Consider the following 24,733-nt stretch of genomic DNA (forward strand, 5'->3'; position numbering starts at 1 on the left):
CACAGATGACTGGCCTTTATCTTACTGGCCAGTCTTTTCTGATGCATTGGAGCTTAACGACGGCGATGATCTGTTGAATCCATCAAAAATGTAGTCGTTCTCCAAATCGAGAGGATGAGGATCAACTCATACACATTGGTTAAAGTACCGGTTTCCACTGGCAGGGAGATTAACTGCCCTACAAACAACAAGGCAGTTCCAACAAACAGCCAAACCCATTTATGTTTGAAAAGAACGACCAGGCTAACAAATAACAGAACAATCCCCACGATGATCACCATCATCGGCGGACCTCCATGACCTTCTGCCATATATCTCAGTACTCCATACTCTTCTATAACCTTGAGATTTTTAACCTCGGATAAAGTAAAACCTACAATCTGGTAGATAACCAAACCTAAAGTTATCAGCCATGCCACCACACTCGTTATACTTCTATTGGCAAACTTGACACCTGAGCTGCGCAAGATATGGTAGCCAACAAGAATAAGGGTAGGGGTAGCAAAGGCATGTAGCCAAAATCGAAGGCTACTGAGGACCATTAACACTTCCCCATCCCCTATCAAATTACCTACAGCAATCATTCCATTGTCATATGCCAAACTGAACGCTACGAATAGCTGAAAACTGGAATACGCGAGCCATTGCTTCCTCTGGGTTAAATCGACGCCCATCCGAACAACAAGTATCAAATAAACAAGCGTAAGTGCGGAATATATCCATACATCCAAGCTGCTTCACCATCCTTATTGGTCAATTCTAATAAATTATATTTACCGGTAAGTAAAATTACAAGGTGAATTTGTATTAATGGCTGTCTATAGAGCTAAATTATATAAAAAGAGCACTCCCGGCTATCGTAGCTGCAGGAGCACTCTTTTCCTTATTTGAAGAACGTAAAAGCAACAGGTTACTTTGATATCAATAACTTGTCTTCAACCAATTGTCCTTGGACCAGGTCAATTTACCGGAACCCGCGCCATTGGAAGCCGTGAGGCGTGCATTCAACGTAGATGGATCATCCGTGGTATAGCTGTAAGGCAGTGACGAGAAGCCGTTCCAGGAGAACGATTTCACCACGGCCGGGATTGGCGCCAACGGGCTACCAGACGTATCACTGCTGCCACGGAATGAGCTTCCATCCAAAGAATACATGGTATCGGTCACTCTGATTTTGCCGGTATAGGTTGGATCTGCCGGATCGGTCTGATTGTTGCGAACAGGATACAGAACGTCCTTGATGACTGATTTCTCGACCAATACGGCTCCGCTCTCTGTGGAGATTGCCCCATTGCCAATGATATCGAACTTATAACCTTTGGACGCAATCGCTGTTGCCATCGCCGTTGTAATTTTGGCTTTAGCGGCACGTGCCCCTGTCGAATCCATCACGATGTTGTATGCATGTGCGTTGCCTCCACGCAGGCGCGGCATCCGATCCTGAATATCTTTGTACAGATTATGGTGCAGCGTCATGGACAGGTTGGCGTTAGCTGATTCCAAGCTGGTCGAACCGACCAGATGTCCTTTCTTTTGTGGTCCGGAGATAGCGATAATATCGGCTTTGCTAAGACCTACAGCACTGCTGCGCAGGTAGTTGTACATGGGATAGGAAGCCTTGTTTGCTTCCAATTCGTTAATCTGCTGGGTGACCCAGCTGTTCGAGCTGCCGTCATCCCCTTTGAAGAGGGACCAAGAGATGGTCACGCCGCTGGTTCCTTTTTTCGAATCGACGAGTCCGTCATAGGCTTTATTAAATGTGCAGTGATCAATCCACACGTTGCTGTTCTCCTCCAGGGTGATGTAATCCCAATCGTTCTTGTCGTAATCACCTTTGGTGGATTCATCCCATTCCCATAACTCATCAAATTCCAGGTTGCGGATGATGACATTTGAGCTTCGTTTCACGCTGATCGCAGCGTGTTTGATCTTGGAACCATTGGCGGAGAAAATCGTGAGTCCATTGAAACCGTCAATCGTGAGCTTGCTGACACCGGTCTGTTTTAATACGGGATGTGTCAGCGCATCATTATGCTTGGCAAAAGGAGAAGTCTGCGCTGCGCTCGGAATTTCATTCCATCCCAGATTCAGATCGTTCATGATCTCAACAACTTTGACACCGGAGTTCTTTTTCAGCGCCAATGCCAGATCGGTCGCATTATACACTTTCTTATACGTGGCTGTGTTTGATTCGCTAATGATGCCGCCGCCCGCATTCCCTTGGGAGAAGCCTGTTAGATTGTAGTCTGCGTTACCTGCTGCCTGCACACTTGCCGGGCCGGACAATAAAGTTAACCCTAACGTTAGAGCCAGAGCTGTGCTGCATAAGCTTCGAAATTTGCTTTTCATCGATTCCATTCCTCCCAATATATGATGATGACATTCGTCCATCGCTGCCATGCCAGGTACGAAGGACATGTTCTCAATGTAAATGTTGAAAGCGATTACAACAATAATCCGTATCTCACATGTGGTTAGGAAAGGCTCGTATGGTAAGGGTTTGTACTGTAAGCAACCTTGAATCGTACAGAGTTAACTTGGAGAGTGAGGTTTCAGGGATACATCGTGGTAACAAGAACTTTCCAGATGGGATGAAATTAAAAAAGCAGGACTGCATCTGCCGCAGACCTGCTCGATTTTACTTTTTAATGGAACGTGTCCAGAAGCCGCCATGGAACTGTTTGGGCTCCACAGTAATGACAAATGCTTTCGGGTCCAGACTGAGAATCGTCTGATAGAGCAGTTTCTGGTTTTTTCGTTTCGCCAGAATCTCCATCACAAGCCGATCCCCGTCACGTCCACTACCCACCCACGCAGTAACACCGTACCCTTTATCCCGCAGGGCATTCGCGACGCTTCCATCCAGCTGATTACAGATTACTTTAACGGTGATATAACCGAGCGCAATCTTTTCTTCAATCCACGCTCCGAGCAGCACACCCAATCCGTAACCTACCGCATATACAATCAGGGCCTCCGGTTGTTTAAGATAGTTTAACACCAGATTCAGACCGAGCACATAGATCACAATCTCACCCATGCTGATCAGTGCAGCGATGTATTTCTGTCCTTTGAGTGTCAGAATCATCCGGAGTGTATAAGCGGATACGTAGACAATCTGGATCAAAAAGATAAATACCAATATTTTAAACAATCACAATCCCTCTTTCCTGGCCTTCACAACGGAATTGGCCCTTTGCTGCATATACTCGACGATTTCGTTTCATCTATGCTTCCTGTATGTTTGCTCTATCTCCATCATTGGACGTTATACCCTCATTCTAAACGGTTGGATGTAAATCCGTAGGCATTTTCTGCTCTCTGGCATGCCGGAACTGCAATTATAGAACCGTTTGTACCGATTATCAACCCGGCGGAGGTCCCAGGGGCGAAAATGGGAGTCTTTGAATATGCTGTATCATCATAAAGCCAAGCACGCTGACACAGGATATCAGGTCAAAACCAGGATGGATGGGTCAAAACAAAAAGGGGGTACCGTCATGCAGCTATGGCAGGAGATGGAGCGGGAAGGCATGGAGGAACTCATTTTTTGCCATGATGCAGATAGTGGATTGAGGGCGGTCATTGCCATTCATAACACGGTCCTTGGACCTGCGCTCGGCGGATGCCGCTACTGGACTTATGCATCCGAGGAAGAAGCTGTTCGGGATGCTGTGAAGCTTGCCAAAGGCATGACGTACAAAAATGCAATCTCTGGACTACCGTATGGTGGCGGGAAAGTGGTCATATGGGATGTACCTTTTGCCAAGAATACAAAACCGGATGAGGATGGTTGCGGATCTCAAAGTGTTGAGCAGGTCGCTGGAGATCTAGGGGTAGAGCAGCAAAAGGGCGCTGCCGCTGAACGGAAAGTCGTCGCCGATGAGGGTGCTGATCGTATAGATAAGAGCCTGGATACGGACGTATCCAAGCGGGCGCAGCGCTTTCGTGCACTGGGTCGTTGTCTGGAGCGGCTGAACGGGCGATACGTGACTGGTCTTGATCTGGGTACCACGGCGACAGACATGGACCAGATCCGACTGGAGACCGCACATGTGACGGACACCACCGGTTCGCTGGGGGCGCAGGATGACTTCACTGCCGAGATGACCGCCTACGGCGTACACATCGGCATTGTGACCTCGCTGCGCCAGCAAGGTATTGCATCTTTGCAGGGCATTCCCGTTGCCGTCCAGGGACTGGGCAAAGTCGGGTATGCCCTGTGCCGTTACCTGCATGCAGCCGGGGCACGGCTCATTGTGGCAGACGTTGTACCGGAGCGTGTACAACGTGCCCTTGTGCAGTTCAGCGGCGCCATCTCGGCCGATCCGGCCCATATCCACGCCGCTGACTGCAAGGTCTTCGCCCCCTGTGCCCTAGGGGGCGTACTGACCCCGGCAACGGTGGAGGAGCTGCGCTGCTCCATCGTTGCCGGGGCGGCCAACAACCAGCTGAGTGAACGACAGCTGGTTGCAGGCCGCATGCAGGCGCGCGGCATCCTGTACGCGCCTGATTATGTGCTCAACGCAGGCGGAATCATCTCCACCGCCTACGAGCTGGAAGGCGCCGGGCCTGACCTGATCCGCCAAAAGGTGGCGGGGATTGCAGGCACGCTGAGCAAGGTATACGCAGAAGCTACGCAATCTGCGATCTCCACAGCCGATGCAGCCGATCGGCTGGCGGAATCCATCCTCCGCTCAGGCCATAAGAAATAGGGCATCCAACCCTGCTACCTATGTATATTCACACCGCCCACACATTCTTCGTCACTCTAATGTTCAAAGCTATAGCATATCTGGAACTCATTATAGCTTCACTGGATTTCGACATTTAGACGTACTGAAAGAGAGCCTCCACTGCTTTACTCCATTCTAACGAATCTGTTACACCCTATTTGCCCCTTTTAGCGCGAACCTAATATCTAACGAATCTTAGGCACGTTATTGTGCCTAGTTTGGTTCTTTTTCAAGCTAAATAGCTACTTTTCCGAAGGATAGCGTTCCTGAGGTTCGTTAGAATTTATATTTCAGATTTTCACCCTGAATAGGTTGTCTCAGGTTCGTTAGCGCTGCGGCGAAGGTTTCCTTGGGGTAGTATCTATGGGGTAAGGATCACCTATCAAAAGAGCTAACCCCGACATCCGTGTCCAGGTTAGCTCTTTTACCCTCTCTTATCGTTTAGCGCTCTTACTCTCTCTTACTCTCTCTTACTCTACTACTCCTTAAACTGCAACCGACCTCTTCTTCGCTGTCTTCTTCTCTCGAAACAGTAGCGTCCACAGCAACACATTCGCCACGATCAATAGCGCACCATAGATCCACACGCCCCCCGACACTGATCGGAAAAAGACATGGACTCCCCATAACATAGCGAGCACAGGGAGGGCGGCGAATACATACCAACCATCACTTTGCTGTGCCATACTGAAGGATTGGGAGAAAGGCGGCTTACGCAGCAACAACTTGCCTGCCAGTGGGACAAGCGCCGTAGCCGTCAACAAAATTATTGTAATATCCGGCAGTATCCGTGATCCAAATGTCCAGGTGAACAAAACGGCATTTGCCAGAAATATAGGCAGGAACATGTTGCATAAGAATGCCTTTAGAGCTCCTTTATATAACGCGCTATCATTCGCCATCGGTGCAGCGCGAAAAGTCCAGAATGCCTTATATTGTCCTGAAAATTTCAGCATGACTACAACCGTTACAACCAGCATCAGCACGATGTAAAAGGTGTATACAAACGAACTTTGTCTAAACTCCGCCCAACTAGAAGATTGCAATTCAGTAAACCAAAATACATAAGGTAAAACAAATGATAAACCAAGCGATGGATACACCTTCAGCTTGAATTCCCGTTCATTACGCATCATGCTGGCTGACAGACGGAAGCAAGCCTGCTCCTCTCTCGAACGACTGACCACCTTGGAGATCAACCGATCCCATCTTCCACGTCTGCGTCCGGAGGACTGACCCGAATGTGCCATTTTTTCCAAATACAATTCAAAGGAAGGCATAAGCTTCACATATACGATCATACTCACCACAGGAACCAAGACTGCAAGTGCTGTGAACGTATAGATCCACACATTCCCGCCCCCTGCAAATAACCATTCATATGCAGCCGCATACCATAACGGAGGCAACAGCAACTGCCACCAAGCCGGGGTAAATACCATACCAAAATCAATAATGCTGAACGAACGAATGACCAGCTGATAACCGATCGCAATCCCCACGGAAAGCAGAATTTGCACCATATTGATCATATCCTTCAGCTTCTCACCATCCAGAAACTTCATCATGAACAGATAGATCAGAGACGTTGTCACCAGAATCAGCATATTGATCAGAATCAGTTCCACAAGGAAGATCAGAAAGAATCCGATCCCATGCGTTACCAACGCAGCAATTAGCGGTATACCGGTTAATGAACCTGTCAGTAATAGCAGGTATACGCCCGCATGGATGGCTCGGGCCATCCCCACCGTTCGCCCATTAACAGGCTTCGTCATAATGATATTACGATCACGAATGTCCAGCAGCACGGAGGAAAAATCTGAGATCATAGACGTCATGATCATAAACATTAAGATGCCAAACACAAGGCCCATCTGAAGCATGAAATGCCCCGTATCCCAGACGATGAAGGGAACCATCATCAGTCCCATTAATCCATACAACCACAGGGATCGAAGAAACTGATTACCTTCCTTGCGCTCCTTTTTCCCTGAATTGTTGGATAAAATGGTAGGTACTCTGCGTTGATCCATCTGGAACTTCACTCGCAAGATCAGGCGCAGTACATCATAATCCGCCCCTGTTTTGGCGATAAGCGGACGAAAGCGATCCAGAATCTTGAGCGTGCGGAAGTCAGAGGATTCCTCCATATCAGTACACCTCCTGCACAATCGATACAAATCGCTCAGCAATGGCTTTATGTTCATTGAAGCCTGTCAATTGATTGAATACTTCCTCCAGCGTGCCTTCCATGGATTGCTGTTGGAGCTGCTTGAACGTACCGTCTGCCACTACGCGTCCTTCAGCAATCAGTACAATTCGACTGCTGATCTTCTCCACCACATCCATGATGTGTGACGAATAGAAGATGGTTGTGCCTTTGGCTGACAATTGTGACAAAATCTCTTTGACCACCATCACACTATTGGCATCCAATCCGCTGAGTGGTTCATCCAGGAACAACAGATCCGGGTCATGCAGCAGCGCAGAGATCAACAGCACTTTCTGACGCATACCTTTGGAAAAAGAGGCAATGCGGGAATGATATGATTTTTCCATTCCAAAACAATCCATCAATAGCTTGGCTTTGTAATCCGCATCCTCATAGGACATACCGTATAACTCTCCCGTAAAAGTCAGATACTCCGCAGGCGTTAATTGTTCGTACAATTCCGCCACCTCCGGAACATAGCCGATTCTGCGTTTATACTCTACATCGCCATCCGCAATATCTTTACCAAAGATTCGCACCGTGCCTACATACCCTTCAACCAGCCCGAGTAAAATCTTAACCGTCGTACTTTTGCCAGCCCCGTTTGGACCAATATATCCAATCATCTCACCGCGATTTACTTCCAGATCGATGCCGTTCAGCACATAACGTCCGTTGTATCTCATACGCAAGCTTTCAATTGATAGCACTTGTTGTTCACTCACTTCGTTATCCAGCTCCTGTCTCTATCTTTTTCTACAATTCTACTAGTTTACCACAGATTGGGATGGTAATGATCGGAAATAGGTCACGATATGAGCCATCAACTGGATATCCCTTTCGAGTAAGAGCATCACGTAACAAGCGCGAACACATCACAAAGCCCCTGTCCCACCTTATGGTAAGAGACAAGGGCTTCCACTTTATGTTGAATCTTATTTTCTAATATCTAAAAGTCTTACTGCACCTTAACAATCTGAAAATGTTGATTCGTGCCGCCATTATCCGTCCACTGGATGGCCGCAGCCCCATCTGCCAGGGATTGACTGGAGATATCCAATACTTTGCCTGTACTGCGGTTCTTCAGTTTATAATAACCACCACCTACATGGACGAGCTGCCATTGCTGACTGGCCCAGCCACCATCATTCCACTGTTCAATGACAGCCCCATCGGTCGTGGCACCATTCTCCACACCAATTAGCTTGCCACTGGAACGGTTGATGATTTTGACATAACCGCCACCCGCATCGGTAATCTGCCACTGTTGACTTGTCATCCCCCCATCTGCTCGCTGCTCCAGGTCCGCACCGTTGGCGGAAGAACCCCCAATGACATTTAGCAATTTGTTACTCTTACGACTAATCAGCTGATATGAAGCATTCGGGTCCCAGACATCCGGTGTACTCACTCCGGTCACAGTCCCTGTTGCTGTATCAATCGTAATACTGCTGGCCCAGTTCATCGCCAGACTGGTTGCACTCGGGAATGAAAGTGGCAGCCAGACATACTTGGAATCCTGCACCGGTCCGCTCCATGCACCAGCCCAGCGATCACCCATGTAGAGATAGGATGTGGTCTGTGAACCTTCTACTGGAACAACATAGGTGGATTGAGAACCATACGTTGTGCTGTCTCCAAAATTGCTAAGCCCGCTCCATGTGCCTGTAATGCTGGAGGCTGTCGCATATTTGGCCTGATTTGGATTCCAGCCGGTCGCACCCGAGGTGATCAGGAAGTAGACGCCGTCTTTTTTGAATAGAGCTGGTGCTTCACGATATTGTCCAGGCCACAGTGTTGTGACAAGGGATTCCACACCCAGGAAATCCGGGGTCAGCTTATATATATTCAGATCAGCATTCACTCGGGTCGCAGAGATCAGATAAGCGGTTCCGTTATCGTTGTATACCGTCATGTCTCTGGAATCATACCCAAGTGGACGATAACTGCCCACATATGTGTAATTGCCATCCACCGTATTCGAAGTAGCTACCGCCACTCGGGCCTCGCCATAATCCAGACCATTCTCCTTGTGCATCCACAGCACATATTTGCCGGTAGCACTGTTGTAGATGACCTTTGGGCGTTCAATGTTAGAGATATTTAGCTCGGCTGCCGAGCTGCTGGTCAGCACATCATTACGATACTCCCAGTTCTTCAGATCCGATGAACGATACACGGACACTGCCTTGAACGTTCCATTCGTATTACGATTCTCTCCAAACCAGTAATAATACCCATTTGCCTTAATCATCCCGCCCCCATGAGCATGAACGACATTGCCATTGGTATCCTTGAACTGTATCCCGTTCGTTACACTAAGTGGAGCAGCTGAAGCATTCGGTCCGGGTGCAAGCAGCATACCTATTGATTGCAGCGCCAAAACCAAAGCAAGCAGATAACTTAAGCGGCGGGTAAAGCGACGTGAATGTGTATTCTTTTTCAACCATCCATCGTTCATAGCCATATCGTAATGCACCTCCATGTTTTTTGTGAAGCGCTTACATAAAATAAAATCGATATGTCTTATCTGCCTCCGATCGATGATGCATTTCAGCATTAGAATTCCTGGCAATACTGGCTGGGCGTTCACCTCCCTGATTCCGATTGTATCCGCCACGTTCCTGCTCGAATAGTGAACAATCCGGCGGAAGATGTACAATTTCATACTCCGCTCTCTCTCCATCAACAACAAAAAGACGCTTCCCCCGAAGCGTCCTCTGCTATACCTGCCTTGCCCCTCCATGATGTAACGATCTCTAGCTGTGTGCGGCTGTTCATAGGCAGGTTTTTATATGATGTTTTATCGGCGTATACTCACCCTTATTGCTTAATCTTGGTCGTCAAAATCCTGGTCAAACGATAACACTTTACCTGTGTTGGCATCGATATCTACATCTGCTTCACCTTGAGCAGTTCTCAGTTCGATCTCATACACATAGCGACCATCATCATGATCCAGCTCGACTTTGGTTACTTTACCACCCGTAACTTGTTTCAACGCAATGTTTGAAGCCTGGGATGCCGTCAATTTGACCTGCTTGGAAGTAGAGTTATTAGATGTGTTGCCTGTTACAGTACCTTTATAATCGTCGTCATCATCGTAGTCTTCATCATTCACGACCGCAAGGATTTTGCCTGTATAAGCATCCAGACGAACGACAACATCATTGGTTCCTTTTCTGTCGATCTCAACTTCATAGAACGTTTGGCCGTTTCTACGCTCCAGATCCACGTCATCCACTTTACCATCGGCTGCTTTTAACGCCAACGCTTTCGCTTGGGATGCATTCAGCATTTTACCTGTGCTGTTCTGATTCTGTGTTGCAGATTGTGTTGTTGACGTTGGTGTAGTTTGCACCGATTGTCCGTTCACATTCCCGCTAGCCGCTACGGCTGATCCACCAAGTAATACTGCTGCTGACAAGCTACCAATCCAAAGTTTATGTTTGTTCATCATCATCATTCATCTCCTCGTTGTTGTTTCGTTCTCGTCTACATTTATAGAATAACCTGCAGGAATGAGAGATCAGCGAGAGTTAGATTAGAATTTGATGAGAAAATGAAGAGAATGCTCATTTAATGAGTGTTCATTATGTATGTAATCTAAAAGAAATGAAAAAGATGACCCCAACATTAGGAATCATCTATCCAACAAGGTGTAACTCTATATTCAATGGATTCCTGTACAAATGTTAATCATCGTCCTCATCCCAAGTCACCGAACGAATTGCTCCTGAGATGGCATTCACTTGCACAATAGCCTCCCGGCCATCCTCCAAATCAATTTCAACCAGATAATATGGATTCCCGCTGTTAGTTCCACGCAGTTCGATGTCGTCCACTTCCCCCGGAACCTCCGCAAGTGCCTTCTGTTTGGCTTGTTTCTCGCTCAGAAACTGAGGTTTGGGATCATCCTTGGTTGGTTCAGTTGTCGGGGCTGCTATTGTTTTGGAAGCTATCGTCTCTCCCGTGTATGGATCAATCGTGAGTTCTTCACGACTGTTATCCTTTGCCTTCACTACCGCGGTGTATACCGGACTGCCTTGCTGCTCCACAAGTTCAAGCGAGACCAATTGGTTATCTGTCTGTTGTTTTAACAACGCCGTCTTGATCTGCTCGCGGCTCCATAACGTCTTCTCTTCCGCTTGCGGGTTCGACTCCAGCCGTTTAATGGAATTCACAGCAGCTGTAACGGCATCCACTTGCACATCATATAGGCCGGTCTCCGAACGGAGCTGCATGATATACGTCCCGTCCTTCAACGTCGAATTTACAATCTCTCCTGGATATTGATCAAGCACCGATTGTGCTGCCGCATCTGCCGTAAGTACCGCACCAGTCGATTGCCAAGGCTTCCACCACACCACAACTGCCACAATCAGCACAACGAGAAGCCCTGCACCCCACCAGAGTGACCTTCGCGATTTCGCCCATCCAATGTTCCCTTGTTCATGCCGTTTCATCTCCGGTGGTCGCTGCTCATGTTCTGTCATCACGTTTCCCCCTATGCACTCTCTTATCATCCCCAGTTGATCTGATGCTTATCAGTATATAAGAGAAGAATGAGAATTTCATGAGAGCGGCCCGTTCTGAACCGATAAAGGCAAAATAATCGAAGCCTCGGTGCCTTCACCCTCGGTGCTGGTCAGTTCGATCCGTGCTCCAACTGCCCCTGCAAGCTCTTTGGCAAGTGACAATCCCAGACCTGAACCACTTGCACCTAAGCTGCGTGTTCTGGCCGGATCAACCCGGTAGAATCGGTCAAATACCTTCTCCAGCTCGTCCTCCCGCATACCAATCCCGGTATCCACGATTCGAATACGGCACTCTTGTCCCTTGGCTTCAAGCCTGACTTCAATTGCATCCTCACTATACTTCCGGGCATTATCCAGCAAAATAAACAAAAGCTGCTTCAGCTTACTCTCATCGCTGATCGCCCAGATTGGACCTGGATCTTCACACCGGACTTCACGGTGATAGGCTTCGCGAAATGCACGTGTCGAGTCTGTAGCCAGTCTCGTGATATCCACACGCGCCAACTGCACATTCCACTGCTCTGGCTGCTTCGCAAGCAGTAACAGTTGCTCGGTCATCTCTCGCATGCGAACCGATTCGGACAGAATCGCTTCTACCGCTTCATCAAATACCTCGGGCCGCTCTTTTCCTCGTCGCTGTAGCAGACTGGCATAACTCTCAATAATAGTCAGTGGTGTTTTGAGCTCATGAGATGCATCGGATACAAATCGCTCCTGTCGCTCAAAGTTGGATTCGAGTAAATCCATCATCCGGTTAAACGTCTGTCCCATCGTTTTCAGTTCATCCTTCGATCCTTCCTCCAGTGGAAGACGCTTAAATTGGCCGCTGGACTGGATATCAGTCATCGTGCGTGTCATCTGCTGAATCGGTCTGGTCATTCGATTCGCCAGAATCCGGCTGGAGATAATGGCTGGAATGAGAGCAATAATCGTGACCGCCACAAGCACAGTTCGCAGTACAGACAGACGATTCTCCGTCTCTGCAATGCTCTCGGTGACTTGTACATTCACCACCTCGCCATCAGGCCAGATGACCGGGACTGATACCCACACATAACCAATCTGTTCAACTTGGGTATACTCCGATTTCTTCTCACTTTCGTACTTATAAGGCAGCTTGCTCAGCTGCTCGGAAGCTGCTGTTGTTGTCACCGGGGAACTGGTGCCGTCTTCATTAACAATCCGGAGCATGCCGTTCACAGGCGCGTAGGCCCGTAACAAGTCATCCGGCGGAATGGAGCCGGCAGACTGACGCACTCCTTTGACAATAGACTCCGCTTCCGCTTCCACCCGATTAACCTCGTTATCAATCGACATCCGTTCAAACACGATGTAGACCGACAGGTTCACCGCGATTAACAGCACAGCAAATAATACAGACGAATATCCGTAGATTTTACTGCGCAGGCTCATAACTGTTCCTTCAGGACGTATCCTACGCCCCGTACGGTATGTATTAAGGGCGGTGTGAATCCGTTATCCACCTTTTTGCGCACATAACGGATGTACACATCCACCACATTGGTATCTCCATAATAATCGTATCCCCACACGGCCTGCACAATCTGATCACGACTGAGCACCTGACGTTGATTTTGAAGCAGGTACACGAGCAGGTCGAACTCACGTGGAGTAAGCTCAATGGCTACACCATCTCGGGATACCTCTCGCGTTCCTTCATTTAGTTTCAACCCGGCAGCCGTCAACCAGCCCGCCTCAACTTCATCCTGATGCCCAGAAGAGTCATTCCCTGTATCAACAGGTGTAGAAGAAGCGGAAGAAACAACAGACGCCACTGCACTAAGCCGCAATGCAGCCCGAACTCTCGCAAGTAGCTCTTCAATCTGGAACGGTTTGGTGATGTAGTCATTGGCTCCAAGATCCAGGCCGGATACTTTGTCTTCTACAGAATCTTTGGCAGTGAGCATAATGATCGGGACCGTAGCATCTTTGGCCCGAACTCGCCGCAACACTTCAATTCCACTCAGACCAGGCAACATCACATCCAGCAGAATCAGATCCCACTGTCCTTCAGCATACTTCTCCAGTCCTTCTGTTCCACTACCAGCCTTGCCCACCTGATATCCCTCATACTGTAGTTCCAGTTCCAGCAGACGTGCTATTTTGGGCTCATCCTCTATGACCAGCACGGCTTCGTTCATGCAGCGCTCCCCCTCATCCCCATCATTTCATTCTCCCGTTATCTTACAATAACATCTACAATTTGCCCAAGGCATCTTCAACGGGATGCTCCCCGGCAACCAGATCAAAGGCCATCCGGTACGTCTTCTCTTCCTGCAAAGAAGCCACGATTACACGGGCTACATCTTCACGTGGGATGCTCCCCGGCTCCAGATCGGTTCCAACTGCAATCTTGCCTGTGCCTGGTTCATTCTTGAGACCGCCTGGACGTATAATCGTGTAATTGAGATCACTTGCAAACAATGCACGATCCGCATAATGTTTCGCCACGTAATAAGGCTTGATGGACTCTGACCATTTCTCCCGTTGATCTGCGCCATACGCACTGACCAGAATATATCTGGAGATTCCTTGCTGCTCTGCGGCTTCCATCGTTTTCACCGCACCGTCAAGATCAATAAGCAGTGTTTTGTCCTGACCGGTAGATCCGCCAGAACCCGCCGTAAACACAATGGCATTATGATCCTTCATTGCCTCAGCCAAGTCCTCCACACTACCCTCCAGGTCACCAATTACCACATCTGCACCGAGTTCCTTCAGTGCATCCGCCTGCTCCGGTTTGCGGATCATAGCCGTTACTTTATGTTTGCCTTCCTGTGCCAGCTGCTCCACCACAAACTTTCCGATTTGTCCATTTGCTCCTATAACTAAAACGTTCATACGTCATTCTCCTCTCAGTTGAACGGATGGCTTGTTGTTGCCCCCCGTTCCTTTTATTTAAAGATGCTCATCCTATAATTTAAACGAAAGCCGGCGCTTCTAAGCGCCGGCTTCATGTCCATGCCTGTTCAGTACCTCTAAGAAATGTGAAGTCTTCCGTTGTCCCATTAATATGCCATATCCCCTAGGTACTTTATACGCGACCTCACATTTGACCACTTCTGCCGCACCTTTTTTCATTCTGAATATCTGTTATCCTTTGTAATCGTGACAACCAAAAAGGACGCCCAAAAGGGCGCCCTTGAATGGCATTAAGATTAGTAAGCCAGTGCGAACAAACCGTGAATATGAGCCAGGTAACGGATGTTACTTGCTTCTTTCATCATGGTTGCAGGCAGACCTTTCAGACGAGTCTGGTTGCCACCGATCATGCCGACAGCATCTTTACGACCCAGACTTCCCAGCGTACCGGAGAATACTGGTGTGAAGGATTCCATTGCGCCACCTTTGAACATAACGCCCAAGTTGTGACCAATAGTCTCACCCATTTGCCAAGCCAATTGTGCTGTTGGAGGGTAAGGGCGAGCGCCTTCGCTAGGGAAGACTACTGCGCTGTCACCAGCAACAAACACGTCTTTGTGAGAAGTAGATTGCAGAACTTCCGTAACTTTCGCACGGCCACGATCCACTTCAATTCCGCTGTTAGCAACAACAGCGTTGCCTTGTACGCCACCTGTCCATACGAGTGTGTTCGTAGGGATGGAGCTGCCGTCTTTCAGCAGAACTTCGTTTTCTTTCATCTCGGTAATCGCTACGCCAACGATGAAGTTAACGCCACGTTTCTCAAGACTTGATTTAGCACGTTCAACCAGCTCTGGCGGGAATCCTGCCAGGATGGAAGGACCTGCTTCAACTGTGTACAGGGATACTTCTTTGAAGTCGATGCCTTTTTCTTGACATACAGCAGGAAGCAGGTCAGCGAATTCGCCAACAAGCTCAATACCTGTCAAGCCGCCACCACCAATAACAAACGTAGCGTCTGCTTTGTTGCCGGACTGTTTGTAAGCATCAAGACGTGCTTCAACGTGTGCACGAATACGGTTTGCATCGCTAACCGATTTGAGCGTGAAGCTGTACTCTTGCAATCCCGGAATTCCGAAGAATGCCGTTTCGCTGCCCAAGGCAACAACAAGTGCATCGTAAGAGTATGTGGAGCCGCTGGTCATCAGAACTTTCTTCTCGTCCGGCTTGATTGTATCCACCGTATCGATTTTCAAGTTCACGTTTTTGCCACGCAGCAATTTTTCAAGTGGAAGAGCAACTGCTTGTTCAGCAATGCTTCCCGCTGCAAGACGGTGCAGTTCCGTGATAATTTGGTGTGTAGGGTAACGGTTCACGACAGTAATTGTCGCTTCTTCCGGAGACAAGTATTGACGCGCAGTCAATGCAGTCAACAGACCGCCGTATCCTCCACCCAAGATCAAAATTTGCTTCGACATATCCATCCTCCGTTCTTCTAAGTCTTAACGTTTCGGTTGTTGACGCTCGTTCAAGATGCTCAAGAAAGATTGAGCAAAACGAAGCGATTGTTGTACGTTTGGATCTTTAAGCATTTTCAGCATAGCGAACAAGCCAACTGAAGTTTGCTCTGTTTGCGCACGGTCATTGGCTTCGATGGCAGCAGAAGCTACACCTTTAGCTTTGTCTACAACAGGCTTAGCGAACTCGCCCATTGCGCTCATTGTGTCGCTGATCAGAACTTTGTCTGTTGCTACACTTTGTGCAAAGTCATAAGCTTTTGTCATAGCAGTAACCATTTCAGCCAATTTAGGCAGGTTCTCCACCAGAACGGTTAAAGACTCCTGTACCTCAGGCTTCATCAGTTGATCCAGAACGTCCAAGGACTGGCGCTCGGAAACGTTGGCACCTTCTGTAACTGGCACCTCTTGTTGAGTAGGCGATTGTGACATAAGAGAAAGTCCTCCTTTACTTTGGGATAGAAGTCCGCGACTTTCATGATGCCTGTCAAGCAGAGCCGAACCACAAAATACATCGAATACATTTAAATGTACCAAATTTCACACAATAGGATGAGCGTAGCTCATGGCTACTCCCATATCATGCATTGTATCTTGGATCTATTGCGGACAACATGTGTTGACGCACAAAACGACAAGCAGGCCGAAACCGAACTCTATACCCTTATATTACACCTCTTACACATGAACATGAAAAAGAAATTTTTTACACTTGTGAAGATATTGTGAACATTGTAACAAAATCGATTTTTTTGTCAACCCATGAAGGCAAGCTAACGCCGCCGATCCTCCTGTCCAAGATCCGTATTCCTACCACATGTGGTATTAAGACAAGATCACATATGACCAGATGTGCGATATGTACACAAGGAAGGATTCGTTTATCCAAATGTTCAGGAATTGTTTTCCAATATCACAATTTTCATGCAACGAAATTGGTCACTGTCGTTATTATGCAGCGTTGGGCTCGGCCTTATTCCATCATTGAGACATCTTTTCTATTTCAAGTATGAACCTCTTGCGTCACGAATGCAAAACTTGGAACAAAGCCATTGCGTTTAGAATGCGGACATCCCGGTTAATAAGGACTACACCAGAAACGAAGGAGATGTTCGATATGAGTAATTCAACTGGCGATAAAATCAAAGCAGGCGTAAACAAGGCCAAAGGCGAAGTGAAGGATCAGATCGGTAATGCAACCAATAACAGATCCCTTCAGGCTGAGGGTAAAAAAGACAAAGCCAAAGGTGCTGTACAGGATAAAATTGCCGACATTAAAAAAGATCATCACTAGATCCTTTTAATGTGAGGTCCAACAGCACGAAGATTTCGTGCAATAGATTATTTTAAAATAGCCTGACCGTCCGTGTTCGGATGAAATCCGAAAATGAGACGGAGGCGCAAAAAAGCCAAGGAAGGTGTTACTCAATACACCCTTCCCTGGCTTTTTTTGTGCATTTTATACTGCTGGAACTGCGTATCTTGCCATATCGATAATGAAACTGCGCGTTTCCCTTGTTGTATGGTATTCACGGCTGAACTGTCTGACCCATTCGGGATGTTCCTGATACCAACGGAAGGTTTTTTCCAATCCCTTTTCCAACGTGGTTTGTGGTAACCAACCCAATTCCGCTCGCAATCTGCCTGAATGTACGACCAGACTCGACCCTCTGGACTGGGTTGGTTCTTGCTCCCGGATCTCTACAGCAGCTACGGATCGATCCATTGGTTTCAATATCTCCCCTATTTCCTGCATGGTTGTTCCAAGCCCTGTCGATATGTTGTAGACCTGTCCGTCTTTGCCTTTCAGCATGATCTGTTCAATGGCCCGGAGGGCATCATCTACATACAAGAAATCACGCACTGCCGATCCCTGGATATCCAGAGGCAGTCCGTCCAACATCCGACCAAAATTTCGGGGAATAATACGGTCTGGCAACTGCCATGGACCATAGAGGTTGGTCAAACGAAAGAGTTTGACTGGAAGCTGGTAACATTGAGCATAGGAGTGAGCCAGCATTTCACACGCGACTTTGGACGCGGAATAAGGAGAGACGGGTGCATACGGATCTGATTCATGATAGACTCTGCCCCAATCGCCGCCATACACTTCAACGGATGAAGCCAGCAAGACTGGAATGTGATGTTCTGTAGCATATTGCAGGATAGACTGTGTGCTGAGTGTATTATTGCGAAAAACTTCCCCTGGCTGATGATACGAATAATCCACGTGTGGCATGGCCGCCAGATGGATTATGTAATCTGTTCCTGGAGGTAGATGAATCCGGTCCGATGCAAGGTCACAACAGATGAACGGCATCTCGTGCAGAGGAGAGATATGAACCAGCCTCTGACAATAATCATCCCGATCCAGAAGGGTAATTCGATGCCCCTTTTGCGCCAAATACTGTGAAAGATTAAATCCCACAAATCCAGAAGCCCCTGTAATCACAATGTTCACACACGATTCCCCCTTGCGATTTATACAACGAGTGCAATGAAGAGAGTATATGTACTGAGTATAACCTTAAAATGATACATTTTGTATCATTTTACAATTGTTTTTTGTTCGTCCTTGAGGTTATCGGGTAATTTATAGTGAGGTGATGTGAGATGAATGAACGGAAAAAGGACATAGAGACGTTATTCCTTCAGGATGACGGTGTAATTCCCAATCATCCGACCCTGCCTGTTCTTTTGTATAAGAATGTATGGGCTGAAGAGGCCCTTCACGCAGAATCGTTGCTGAACCGTAATGGATGGGGAAATAGCTGGTTGAATGGTGTGTTCAATTATCATCATTATCATAGTAATGCTCATGAGGCTCTTGCTGTGGTGAGTGGATTCGTGAAACTGATTTTAGGCGGAGAAAATGGTCAGAAAGTTTACCTTCAAACAGGCGACGTTGTCGTGCTTCCCGCTGGAACAGGGCATAAACGTCTGGAGTCCAGCACTGATTTTCGTATTGCCGGTGCTTATCCGGGCGGCATGAGTTACAACACACACACAGGTGAGGAAGACGATCGTGCCAAGGCTCTTCAGGAAATTCGAAAGGTTCCGATCCCGGTTACCGATCCGGTCTATGGACAGCACGGACCGCTACTAGAAATCTGGAATGGGAAGAAATCATAATACAAATGAAGATCATAAAGACGAGTGTTATTGGACAATGCACAAGCGAAGCTGGTTCAGTACTTAACGAGAAAAAATAGACTGTTCCCCGGACAAGTAGGAGTTACTCACCGATGGAACAGTCTATTTAAGTATTAAGTCTGAACAGCTGGTATCGGGAACTCTTCGTGATCATCTTACTATATGGGCAAGGAACTGCTCAAATCTTCCGTCTTATTTCAAACTTCGCGATCTCGTCGCTTGTTTTTCTATCCGTGCGTTTCAGCCTTAGTCCCTTTCAGCGCTCGGCAAGCCGAATACTGTAATACCTCATTGCAAGTGGCTTTCCATCCATTTCAAGTTGGCCTTGCAGCACCAGTTGTCGTAGACGGTACTCCACGAACGCATCACTTATATGCTGGCTACTTGTACCAATCACTTCACCCACAATACGAGCTGCTCGGATATACTTGCCTGGCTCCCAGTTCGGTGTCAGTTCCCTCACCTTCTGCATAATGTACTCGTCCAACGCATCTTCAGTTAAGCTCCGAATCACGCCATTCTCCATCATACGTAATAGCCCAGGCTGTACCGAAAGTTCCAGCCAATCCTGTTCCAGTTGGCGGCGTTCTCCCTTGGACAGCGGCTCTTGCTCAGAGCAGACGTGCCACATCGCCAGAAGCTTTTCCGAAAGAATCTCGCCTGTGTGGAGCACATCGTATTGAACGTCAGGTCTATCAAATAATTGCTTATATAAGCCACTCGTTTCGATAAGATATATGGGACTCTCGGTGTTCCGCAATAGATACATGGCATAGAGTAGTCCCGTCTTCTCCCGTGCATTATTCGCATACCAGATAATGATCGACGTCTTGGAATCAAAGGACTGTATTGTGGCGTTGAGCTCAAATAATGATTCCAGTTCATGCATGCCATATGCCTCACGGTCATTGAGACACATTCGTTCGATCAGCCAGAGATGCCTGCGTTGCAAGTCTGCACGCCGGGTCAGATCACCTAACGGCCCTACCGCATAATTATCATCTATAGAAAAAAAACTCCGTTTTTCCTGATCAGGTAATGTACTCATTCCCATTTTCAGACTACTCAGAGGTGATTCTCCAAACGTAATATGAATTTCATTTGGCTTGTCGACCTCGGAGAGAGCTTGTTGTTCCAGACGCCCCAGATCAAAAGGGATATCCATATTCCGAAACAGTGACTGTACCGCTTCAGCAAAATCCACCTTTTCGCCTTGCTCTTCCTGCCGCTTGACCACGTGTGCTGATTTCATATAGAGCACACGCAGTACTGAACGAAGTTCATCTTCACTCATACGATTTATTGTTCGGCTGAATGCATAGATATTATCATTCATGCTGGGTCCTCCTTCGAGCTAACGAGATTACTGAAATCCTATATCTGCGTACTGATCATTTTTTATGAGGAAATCGATTTTCCACCGGGTTGATTCAGATCATGCAGATCTTCACCATCTGACGATGAACGGGTAAAATGTCGCTCCAGTTTGCGGCTTGCCCACAGGGATACCGCAATGAACAGCAATACACCTACCCAGCGTATTGGGTGCTCCAGAAATTGTTCCACATTGGAACCGATATACGTAACAGAGAAGATCATGATCGCTTTACCACAGCCCACCGCAAGCAGGAAAGATAATAATCGCATTCGCGCGATACCTGCCGCCACGTTGATAATGACAAACGGACCTACCGGGAAGATACTCAGCAAAAAAACATAACTGAATGCATTCCTTCGAATCCATACCATGCTGCGTTGCACACGAGGTTTGCGTGCCCATCGCTCTACAAAAGCGGATTTCCCAATCTCCCGTACGATCAGGAATGTAACGGTACAACCGAGCACCATGCCGATCCATGAATATATAAATCCTGCCCACAGACCGTATACCGCACCGTTTACGCCCACAATCAACAGCGTTGGAAGCGGTGGTACAAATGATTTCATAAACGTAAGCAAAATTCCCGGTAACGGGCCCAGGGAGCGAAACTTCTCCAGCCAGAAACGAATATTTTCTTCCGTAATATATGACATAATGTCCAATGCTGCCGGGGTCATCTGCATCCATCCAATCTATACAGTCTAAGTTCTCAGGTTTGATGTTCACTATACATCATTCATATGGATGATGAAGCTTCTTTAGCAACTCCCTCCCAGTATAACGTACATCTTCGATGAACACTGTTGTCAATTTGAAGAAATTATTGCACAGCAAACTCACTTCCCACCCAAATCAAAATTAAATCAAAAAAGCACACCTCGACCTCTGTGGTCTTGGTGTGCTCTTCATATCGAAACCCCAATCCATCTTCGGGGGCATTTATCCTTCTTCCAGCTGCGCTTCCTGCATGGCCAGTTCAATCAATTCTGCCTGATGTGCAGCATTCCATTCGGGAATACCGGAATGCATGAACTCTTCGGCATCCATCGCTGCTTTGGACTGGTTGCACAGATTACAGGCGCAGACACAGTTGAGCGGGGTGGTATGTCCACCTTTGGCACGCGGTAGCAGATGGTCAATCGTATCTCCATACGATCCACAGAAGTAACAGGTGTAGTGATCCCGAGTCAGAATATACCGCTTGAAATCCTTGTTGCTGAACAATCGGCGAATCGTGTACCGATTGACCACCACAGCGGCTTTTTCCTTCACTAGCGTGACCGCAAGCTCCATGTCCACTTCCTGATGCCAGCGTCTGCCCTTGTCCGTCTTCCCCCTCATCCGTACCATGCCTTGACGGTTGGTCCGGAGCGAAGCCGGATCTTCCGGGTCGATAGCTACCGGGGCCGACGGGGTCTGGCGGCGGGGACGGCCATCCGTGCCAGCCCCGTGACTACGGCTGGCGTGCGCGGGTCGCTGCCCGGATGCACCGCGGGCAGTGTCTTCGCCGTTCGCCTTGGGCGCACGCTCTTTGCGCGCCTGGCGCGGCTTGGACCCTGGCGAGCCCGGCTGGCGCACGGGCGCAGGAGGCCCTGCCTCCGCAGCAGCCCCCGGCGCTTGCCCGGGCTCGCGCCCGGTGGCGGCAGGCTGTGCCTCCGCCGCCGCAGGTGCAGCGACCGTGGTGGCAGCGCCACGGTCGCTCAGGGCCGGCGCATGGGCCTCAGCAGCTACGCTGCGGGCCTGCCCTGCGCCGGGCGCGAGCGCGGCAGCACGCTTGCGGCGCCGCTTGCGCTTGCGTTTGGCTGCGGTCGGTTGATCCGCAGCCATGGGCTCTGCTGCCGGGCCTTGCGGCTCAGCCGGCAGCAGAGCCTGGTGGGCCGCCGCAGCTTGCTCGGCGGCCTGCCCTGCAGCGGCTGCTCGCGCGCCAGCCCGCTGTGCACTGCCCTTCTCATTCGCAGCAGCATGACCCTGCGAATGCCCTTCCACACGCCAGTGCTCACCTGGCTGTGGCTTATCTCCTACCTCACCCGCCAAACCATCATGCTCCAGACTCGTCTCTCTCAGCTCATTGCCCGTTATGCTCTCTGAACGCTTGCTCTTCCTCCGTCTTCTTCTCTTCTTCCGAATACCCGAAGAAGAGGGTGAGGAAGTCACCAAGTCAGCATGTTCATCGTCATTCGAAGATGACGAGTCTACTGACGGTTGAGACAACAGACTTCTGTCAGACTCAGACACCGTAGCTGATCCCTGCTCCATACCATGGGAGGTAAGACCTGCCTCATTTCTCGCAGATGCAGAGGGTCTGGCAGTAACAGCACGTGTCTCCAAGCCATCCCGTTGATGCTCGATCCGTTCATTCGTTCGTCCGCTCACGCTTGAACCTGACTCGTGGTCAGCCTGTCCACCAAGCTGGCGACAGCTGCGGCAAGCTCCACGCCTGGCTCCGGGACCTGCCCGCTTTCCGGTTCTGCGCCGGAATTCGGACATCGGCCGCTGTTGTCCGCAATACATACACGTTTTGCTCAGTCGCGCTTCTTGTTCCGTCTTTCCTTGCCGGAAAGGGGCTGGACCCGTCTCCATGTTGTCACCTCGGTTCCGTATGAATCCGGTTTCTTTCTATTGTATCACATCTGCTCGTGAACACCCTCATGGCCATAGGCCTGATAATCTTTCGAGTTGTACTCCTGTGTCTGTTCACTGCATTCGTGAAGAATGTGTTCCACATATTCCAATATATCCTGCATCGGTCTCCCGCATTTTTCGCATGTTGTCATTATATTCACCTTAATCCTGTTATCCATAATGTATTATCGTTCCGCCTTATGATTACCCCGCATACATGAAAAAGAAACACTCGTTCCCCACATCCAGCATATCTGTATAGACGAAAAAACCGCTTCCTGCTCTCCCCTAAGGTCGACCAAGAAACGGTTTATTATTCCTGTGTTGGAAATACATCTTATCAAACGTCCAGTTGGCCCGAGTTCTGTTGTGGGACCAGTCGTGGTTTGGGTTTTGGCAGATTGCCAAAGATGACCCATGCATATGGAACAAACCTTGCCGTCAATCCAACGACGATCCACGAAGCGATTAGAGCTACACCGAATCCTCCGGCATACCATAGATGCACTAACCACGATACTCCTGTTTGAGGTGGATAATTCCGATACACCACCAGGAAGAATGGATGAATCAGATAGATGCCAAAGGACAATGCCCCAAGCCGATTCAGCGGCTTGACGATGAGTGAAGGCCCTTTGCGATAGAGCAGATAGGCAATCTGGATAAGCACCAGCGCACAAGCAAAGGTATGCACATTCCAGAAGAATTCATACCACAGTGTGTTATACGTTGCGATCTTCAGACGCAGCAGGTAATAGATATACACATGGCCAAGTCCGGCAATGATCCATACCGCCCAGAGCAGAATCCATGAAGCTACGCGTCCTTTGGTTGCATTGGCCCGACTGATAACAAACCATTGCTTGATTTTAGGGAAATATACCCCGATAAAAGCACCCAGCATGAAATAGGAGAAGTATGAGAACGCCCAGCTTCCCTTGTTGGGTACCTGGAATCCATATTTATTACTTACGATGAATGCCCATTGAATCAATAGTCCAATCGGAACAGACCATTTCACCACAGAAGGATACTTCTTAAGCAACCATAACACCAATGGGAATAACAGATAAAATTGCATGTTAATAAACACAAAGTACAGATGTGTATAGGCCTTACCTGTAAACAATTTCGTGATAAAACTTACTGCCGATTCATTAAACGGACGGCCCTGATAATGCGTGAAATGCAGCAACACAAAATACATTAATGAAAACAGGAAATACGGGAGCAAAATATACACAAATCTTTTCTTGTAGAAGTTACTCACGAGTTTCTTGTCCAGCGGACGGGAATAATAGTTATAGAACAATACGAAACTGCTCATAAAAATAAAGGTTGGCGTACCATATTTCATAAAGATATTAATAAAGTTGTACAGCCAGTAGTAGCCTGAACCCGTCATGTCCACCGTCGCGTAGGACGTAGAATGCACGCTGAGTACGCCGATAATTGCCAGGGCACGCACCAGATTCAGTTCTGGAATTCGCTCTCTTTTCAGTGTTTCACTCATGTTTACGTTTCTCCTTAATGTGTTCGTCAATATGTCAGATATGACTTAATACAATAAAGCTCTCTATCTATTAAAAGCCATATTGCTTAAGATGGGTAGTCCAATTTCTTAATAATTCCTAAATTTTCAACACATTTCACACTATTTTCATGTCTATATATGTAAAAAAGACCGC

The 24,733-nt window shown here is 48.2% G+C and carries 21 protein-coding genes; 3 read left to right on the forward strand and 18 right to left on the reverse strand.

Annotation, left to right across the window (positions count from 1 at the left end; genetic code table 11):
- Positions 1-53 precede the first annotated feature (53 nt).
- The 3 genes from C161_RS17065 to C161_RS17075 all read right to left on the reverse strand — a co-directional run bounded on the left by C161_RS17065 (position 54) and on the right by C161_RS17075 (position 3,154).
- Positions 54-731 (reverse strand): hypothetical protein, encoded by a 678-nt coding sequence (locus tag C161_RS17065; RefSeq protein ID WP_051449785.1) that lies wholly within the window; start codon positions 729-731, stop codon positions 54-56.
- 190 nt (positions 732-921) lie between these two features.
- The gene (locus C161_RS17070) at positions 922-2,349 is read right to left on the reverse strand and encodes a pectate lyase family protein (protein ID WP_036671620.1); all 1,428 of its coding nucleotides are present in this window, start codon (positions 2,347-2,349) and stop codon (positions 922-924) included.
- A gap of 289 nt (positions 2,350-2,638) precedes the next feature.
- On the reverse strand, positions 2,639-3,154 hold the full coding sequence (locus tag C161_RS17075) for a DUF2179 domain-containing protein (RefSeq protein ID WP_036671622.1): 516 nt from the start codon (positions 3,152-3,154) through the stop codon (positions 2,639-2,641).
- Positions 3,155-3,500: 346 nt separating this feature from the next.
- Here C161_RS17075 and C161_RS33425 point away from each other — a divergent pair, with 346 nt between their 5' ends.
- Complete coding sequence (locus C161_RS33425) at positions 3,501-4,715, forward strand: Glu/Leu/Phe/Val dehydrogenase dimerization domain-containing protein (protein WP_036671698.1); 1,215 nt, start codon at positions 3,501-3,503, stop codon at positions 4,713-4,715.
- A 506-nt stretch (positions 4,716-5,221) separates the two neighbouring features.
- On the opposite strand, the gene C161_RS17085 is transcribed toward C161_RS33425, so the two are convergent.
- The 10 genes from C161_RS17085 to C161_RS17130 form a co-directional block, all read right to left on the reverse strand.
- Positions 5,222-6,889 carry a hypothetical protein gene (locus C161_RS17085; protein ID WP_036671623.1) on the reverse strand — a complete coding sequence of 556 codons (1,668 nt, stop codon included), beginning with the start codon at positions 6,887-6,889 and terminating at the stop codon, positions 5,222-5,224.
- A 1-nt stretch (position 6,890) separates the two neighbouring features.
- Entirely contained in the window at positions 6,891-7,676 is a 786-nt protein-coding gene (locus C161_RS17090) for an ABC transporter ATP-binding protein (RefSeq protein WP_036606587.1), read from the reverse strand.
- A 233-nt stretch (positions 7,677-7,909) separates the two neighbouring features.
- Positions 7,910-9,418 carry an RICIN domain-containing protein gene (locus C161_RS17095; RefSeq protein WP_340018735.1) on the reverse strand — a complete coding sequence of 503 codons (1,509 nt, stop codon included), beginning with the start codon at positions 9,416-9,418 and terminating at the stop codon, positions 7,910-7,912.
- A 363-nt stretch (positions 9,419-9,781) separates the two neighbouring features.
- A complete protein-coding gene (locus tag C161_RS17100) occupies positions 9,782-10,411 on the reverse strand; it encodes a PepSY domain-containing protein (RefSeq protein ID WP_036671701.1) in 630 nt (209 codons plus the stop codon).
- A 235-nt stretch (positions 10,412-10,646) separates the two neighbouring features.
- Positions 10,647-11,447: a PepSY domain-containing protein gene (locus tag C161_RS17105; protein WP_036671624.1), complete on the reverse strand. Its 801-nt coding sequence runs from the start codon at positions 11,445-11,447 to the stop codon at positions 10,647-10,649.
- A gap of 78 nt (positions 11,448-11,525) precedes the next feature.
- Positions 11,526-12,902 carry a sensor histidine kinase gene (locus C161_RS17110; RefSeq protein ID WP_036671625.1) on the reverse strand — a complete coding sequence of 459 codons (1,377 nt, stop codon included), beginning with the start codon at positions 12,900-12,902 and terminating at the stop codon, positions 11,526-11,528.
- Positions 12,899-13,651 carry a response regulator transcription factor gene (locus C161_RS17115; protein WP_036671627.1) on the reverse strand — a complete coding sequence of 251 codons (753 nt, stop codon included), beginning with the start codon at positions 13,649-13,651 and terminating at the stop codon, positions 12,899-12,901. Before C161_RS17115 ends, C161_RS17110 begins: the two co-directional genes overlap by 4 nt.
- Before the next feature lie 55 nt (positions 13,652-13,706).
- Positions 13,707-14,351 carry an SDR family oxidoreductase gene (locus tag C161_RS17120; protein ID WP_036671628.1) on the reverse strand — a complete coding sequence of 215 codons (645 nt, stop codon included), beginning with the start codon at positions 14,349-14,351 and terminating at the stop codon, positions 13,707-13,709.
- Between the two features lie 317 nt (positions 14,352-14,668).
- Complete coding sequence (locus C161_RS17125) at positions 14,669-15,850, reverse strand: NAD(P)/FAD-dependent oxidoreductase (RefSeq protein WP_036606574.1); 1,182 nt, start codon at positions 15,848-15,850, stop codon at positions 14,669-14,671.
- Between the two features lie 24 nt (positions 15,851-15,874).
- Positions 15,875-16,321, reverse strand: a complete 447-nt coding sequence (locus C161_RS17130) for a DUF1641 domain-containing protein (protein WP_017691658.1) — start codon at positions 16,319-16,321, stop codon at positions 15,875-15,877.
- Positions 16,322-17,006: 685 nt separating this feature from the next.
- Between C161_RS17130 and C161_RS32000 the strand changes: the two genes are divergently transcribed.
- Positions 17,007-17,183 (forward strand): CsbD family protein, encoded by a 177-nt coding sequence (locus C161_RS32000; RefSeq protein ID WP_074092719.1) that lies wholly within the window; start codon positions 17,007-17,009, stop codon positions 17,181-17,183.
- A gap of 165 nt (positions 17,184-17,348) precedes the next feature.
- Here the strand turns inward: C161_RS32000 and C161_RS17135 are convergent, their stop codons facing one another.
- Positions 17,349-18,350, reverse strand: a complete 1,002-nt coding sequence (locus tag C161_RS17135; RefSeq protein ID WP_200868488.1) for an NAD-dependent epimerase/dehydratase family protein — start codon at positions 18,348-18,350, stop codon at positions 17,349-17,351.
- A gap of 152 nt (positions 18,351-18,502) precedes the next feature.
- On the opposite strand from C161_RS17135, the gene C161_RS17140 reads away from it, so the two are divergent.
- Positions 18,503-19,021: a cupin domain-containing protein gene (locus C161_RS17140; protein WP_036606572.1), complete on the forward strand. Its 519-nt coding sequence runs from the start codon at positions 18,503-18,505 to the stop codon at positions 19,019-19,021.
- A gap of 277 nt (positions 19,022-19,298) precedes the next feature.
- Here the strand turns inward: C161_RS17140 and C161_RS31585 are convergent, their stop codons facing one another.
- The 4 genes from C161_RS31585 to C161_RS17160 all read right to left on the reverse strand — a co-directional run bounded on the left by C161_RS31585 (position 19,299) and on the right by C161_RS17160 (position 24,558).
- Complete coding sequence (locus C161_RS31585; RefSeq protein ID WP_051449788.1) at positions 19,299-20,378, reverse strand: DUF1835 domain-containing protein; 1,080 nt, start codon at positions 20,376-20,378, stop codon at positions 19,299-19,301.
- A gap of 62 nt (positions 20,379-20,440) precedes the next feature.
- Positions 20,441-21,100: a TVP38/TMEM64 family protein gene (locus C161_RS17150; protein WP_081745839.1), complete on the reverse strand. Its 660-nt coding sequence runs from the start codon at positions 21,098-21,100 to the stop codon at positions 20,441-20,443.
- A gap of 262 nt (positions 21,101-21,362) precedes the next feature.
- Complete coding sequence (locus C161_RS33495) at positions 21,363-23,003, reverse strand: HNH endonuclease (protein ID WP_442789432.1); 1,641 nt, start codon at positions 23,001-23,003, stop codon at positions 21,363-21,365.
- A 382-nt stretch (positions 23,004-23,385) separates the two neighbouring features.
- Positions 23,386-24,558 carry an acyltransferase gene (locus tag C161_RS17160; protein WP_036612117.1) on the reverse strand — a complete coding sequence of 391 codons (1,173 nt, stop codon included), beginning with the start codon at positions 24,556-24,558 and terminating at the stop codon, positions 23,386-23,388.
- Positions 24,559-24,733: the final 175 nt, after the last annotated feature.

This window comes from Paenibacillus sp. FSL R5-192 (assembly GCF_000517845.1).
Lineage (GTDB): Bacteria > Bacillota > Bacilli > Paenibacillales > Paenibacillaceae > Paenibacillus > Paenibacillus amylolyticus.

Coding starts and splice junctions, on each gene's coding strand:
- C161_RS17070 (WP_036671620.1), bottom strand. CDS start 2,349: ATGAAAAGCAAATTTCGAAGCTTATGCAGCACAGCTCTGGCTCTAACG.
- C161_RS33425 (WP_036671698.1), top strand. CDS start 3,501: ATGCAGCTATGGCAGGAGATGGAGCGGGAAGGCATGGAGGAACTCATT.
- C161_RS17085 (WP_036671623.1), bottom strand. CDS start 6,889: ATGGAGGAATCCTCTGACTTCCGCACGCTCAAGATTCTGGATCGCTTT.
- C161_RS17095 (WP_340018735.1), bottom strand. CDS start 9,418: ATGGCTATGAACGATGGATGGTTGAAAAAGAATACACATTCACGTCGC.
- C161_RS17100 (WP_036671701.1), bottom strand. CDS start 10,411: ATGATGAACAAACATAAACTTTGGATTGGTAGCTTGTCAGCAGCAGTA.
- C161_RS17105 (WP_036671624.1), bottom strand. CDS start 11,447: ATGACAGAACATGAGCAGCGACCACCGGAGATGAAACGGCATGAACAA.
- C161_RS17110 (WP_036671625.1), bottom strand. CDS start 12,902: ATGAGCCTGCGCAGTAAAATCTACGGATATTCGTCTGTATTATTTGCT.
- C161_RS17115 (WP_036671627.1), bottom strand. CDS start 13,651: ATGAACGAAGCCGTGCTGGTCATAGAGGATGAGCCCAAAATAGCACGT.
- C161_RS17120 (WP_036671628.1), bottom strand. CDS start 14,351: ATGAACGTTTTAGTTATAGGAGCAAATGGACAAATCGGAAAGTTTGTG.
- C161_RS17125 (WP_036606574.1), bottom strand. CDS start 15,850: ATGTCGAAGCAAATTTTGATCTTGGGTGGAGGATACGGCGGTCTGTTG.
- C161_RS17130 (WP_017691658.1), bottom strand. CDS start 16,321: ATGTCACAATCGCCTACTCAACAAGAGGTGCCAGTTACAGAAGGTGCC.
- C161_RS32000 (WP_074092719.1), top strand. CDS start 17,007: ATGAGTAATTCAACTGGCGATAAAATCAAAGCAGGCGTAAACAAGGCC.
- C161_RS17140 (WP_036606572.1), top strand. CDS start 18,503: ATGAATGAACGGAAAAAGGACATAGAGACGTTATTCCTTCAGGATGAC.
- C161_RS31585 (WP_051449788.1), bottom strand. CDS start 20,378: ATGAATGATAATATCTATGCATTCAGCCGAACAATAAATCGTATGAGT.
- C161_RS17150 (WP_081745839.1), bottom strand. CDS start 21,100: ATGACCCCGGCAGCATTGGACATTATGTCATATATTACGGAAGAAAAT.
- C161_RS33495 (WP_442789432.1), bottom strand. CDS start 23,003: ATGGAGACGGGTCCAGCCCCTTTCCGGCAAGGAAAGACGGAACAAGAA.
- C161_RS17160 (WP_036612117.1), bottom strand. CDS start 24,558: ATGAGTGAAACACTGAAAAGAGAGCGAATTCCAGAACTGAATCTGGTG.